Here is a 1,828-nt window from a genome sequence, read left to right as displayed (position 1 = left end):
TGGGAAGAAGGTCATGTTAAAAGTAACCCAAGTATGATAGACATATTATTTCATTTTCATTACAATAAAAGGTAAGCGACATATAAGTTTCTTTTTCTTCAAAATTCTACATATTAAACGGATTGTGGTTTGACATTGAAAATAGCAATAATGAGGTGCGTTTATGAAGTTATTTTCTAATTCAATTACGACTATTGAAAATGGTCTAAATTATTCTTCTCTAAAACAAAAAGTTATATCACAAAATATAGCAAATGAAGCAACTCCTGGATATAAAGCAAAAGAGGTTAGCTTTAAGCAATCATTGGAAACGGCAGTTAACCGATCAATAGAAGCTAATCGGACCGATCAAAGACATTTTTCCTTTAAAAGCAGTCCGCTTTCGAATGCGGGAATCATTAATCGGAAAAACGTGTCTTATAATCATAACGGTAATAGCGTGGATATTGATAAGGAAATGACAGACTTAGCCGGAAACCAAATTTATTACAATGCACTTATAGACCGAATTAGCGGTAAGTTTTCAAGCTTGCAGACTGTTATAAGGGGAGGTAAGTAGACATGTCCATTTTTCATAGCATGAATAATTCTGCTTCTGCTTTAACAGCACAAAGATTAAGAATGGATGTCATCTCATCGAATATGGCGAATGCGGAATCAACGAGAGGAAAGCTAGTTAATGGCGAATGGCAGCCCTATCGCCGTAAATCGGTCGTACTTGAACCGAAAGAAGGGCAGTTCTCCAACTTTCTAAATAACGCAATGAATCGTTCTAGTGCCGGTAATGGAGTGAAGGCTACAAGAATTATTGAAGACGAAACACCGTTTAAGCTCGTTTATAATCCAGAGCATCCGGATGCAAATGATGAAGGATACGTTGAGCTGCCGAATGTTGACCCTTTGCGGGAAATGGTAGACCTAATAAGTGCAACAAGATCATATGAAGCGAACGTGACCGTTCTTAATGCTTCCAAAAGCATGTTAATGAAAGCATTAGAAATTGGAAAATAGAGGAGCAGAATAAATGAATAATGTCGGATTCCCTTCTGTTAGCAATATTTTAAGGCCACAGGAAACTAAACAGACTCATACATATACACCATTCGAAGCTCACAAGAGTTTTGCGTCCGTACTAAAAAATTCAATTCAAGAATTAAATAAGCTCCAAAATGAATCAGACAAAATGACTGAAAAACTCGTAAAAGGTGAAAATGTTGATTTGCATCAAGTCATGATTGCCTCTCAAAAAGCGAGTGTTACATTGCAGGCAACACTTGAAATTCGCAATAAAGTCATTGAAGCCTATCAAGAGACTATGCGAATGCAAGTGTAATAGATTCATTGGTTTCATACATACAAAAACAATTTTAAAGCTAAAAACTTCTGTTTTGCGGTTATTAGCTGCCAAAGAGTGAGACAGAATAACCGGGGGATTGAAATGAAAGAATCGTTTCGGAAATATAAAGAAAATATCCAAGGATTTTGGCAAAGTCGAACCAAAAAGCAGAAGGTTCTGCTTTTTGGTTCCGTCCTTTTATTTATCATAATTGTTACAGGTGCATCGTTATTAGCGACTAGGACTACATTAGTTCCGCTTTATAGCAATCTTACACCCTCTGAAACAGGGACTATTAAAGAGAGTTTAGACGGCAGAGGCATTAAATCAGAAATAGCAGACGGTGGAACTACGATTAAAGTGCCAGAGGAAGTAGTAGATACACTTAAAGTTGAACTTGCAGCTGAGGGGATACCGAAATCTGGTAATATCGATTATTCATTTTTCAGTCAGAACGCTGGTATAGGTACAACGGAAAATGAATTTAAAATG

The 1,828-nt window shown here is 36.5% G+C and carries 3 protein-coding genes and 1 pseudogene; all 4 read left to right on the top strand.

From position 1 onward, the window contains the following. The first annotated feature begins 163 nt into the window (after window positions 1-163). Window positions 164-559 carry a flagellar basal body rod protein FlgB gene (gene flgB / locus V7149_RS19510; RefSeq protein ID WP_335347258.1) on the top strand — a complete coding sequence of 132 codons (396 nt, stop codon included), beginning with the start codon at window positions 164-166 and terminating at the stop codon, window positions 557-559. A gap of 2 nt (window positions 560-561) precedes the next feature. After that, window positions 562-1,011, top strand: a complete 450-nt coding sequence (flgC, locus tag V7149_RS19505; protein ID WP_335347257.1) for a flagellar basal body rod protein FlgC — start codon at window positions 562-564, stop codon at window positions 1,009-1,011. A 13-nt stretch (window positions 1,012-1,024) separates the two neighbouring features. Next, window positions 1,025-1,333 (top strand): flagellar hook-basal body complex protein FliE, encoded by a 309-nt coding sequence (gene fliE / locus V7149_RS19500; RefSeq protein WP_335347256.1) that lies wholly within the window; start codon window positions 1,025-1,027, stop codon window positions 1,331-1,333. Window positions 1,334-1,438: 105 nt separating this feature from the next. Beyond that, window positions 1,439-1,828, top strand: a pseudogene (locus V7149_RS19495) (flagellar basal-body MS-ring/collar protein FliF); the annotation flags it as partial.

This window comes from Bacillus sp. JJ1503 (assembly GCF_036965125.1).
In the GTDB taxonomy this organism is placed as follows: Bacteria; Bacillota; Bacilli; order Bacillales; family Cytobacillaceae; genus Cytobacillus.
This window is presented reverse-complemented; position numbering and strand designations above follow the sequence as displayed.

What these genes read in the sequence shown, in the direction of transcription:
- fliE (WP_335347256.1), top strand. Translation starts at nt 1,025, where the DNA reads ATGAATAATGTCGGATTCCCTTCTGTTAGCAATATTTTAAGGCCACAG.
- flgC (WP_335347257.1), top strand. Translation starts at nt 562, where the DNA reads ATGTCCATTTTTCATAGCATGAATAATTCTGCTTCTGCTTTAACAGCA.
- flgB (WP_335347258.1), top strand. Translation starts at nt 164, where the DNA reads ATGAAGTTATTTTCTAATTCAATTACGACTATTGAAAATGGTCTAAAT.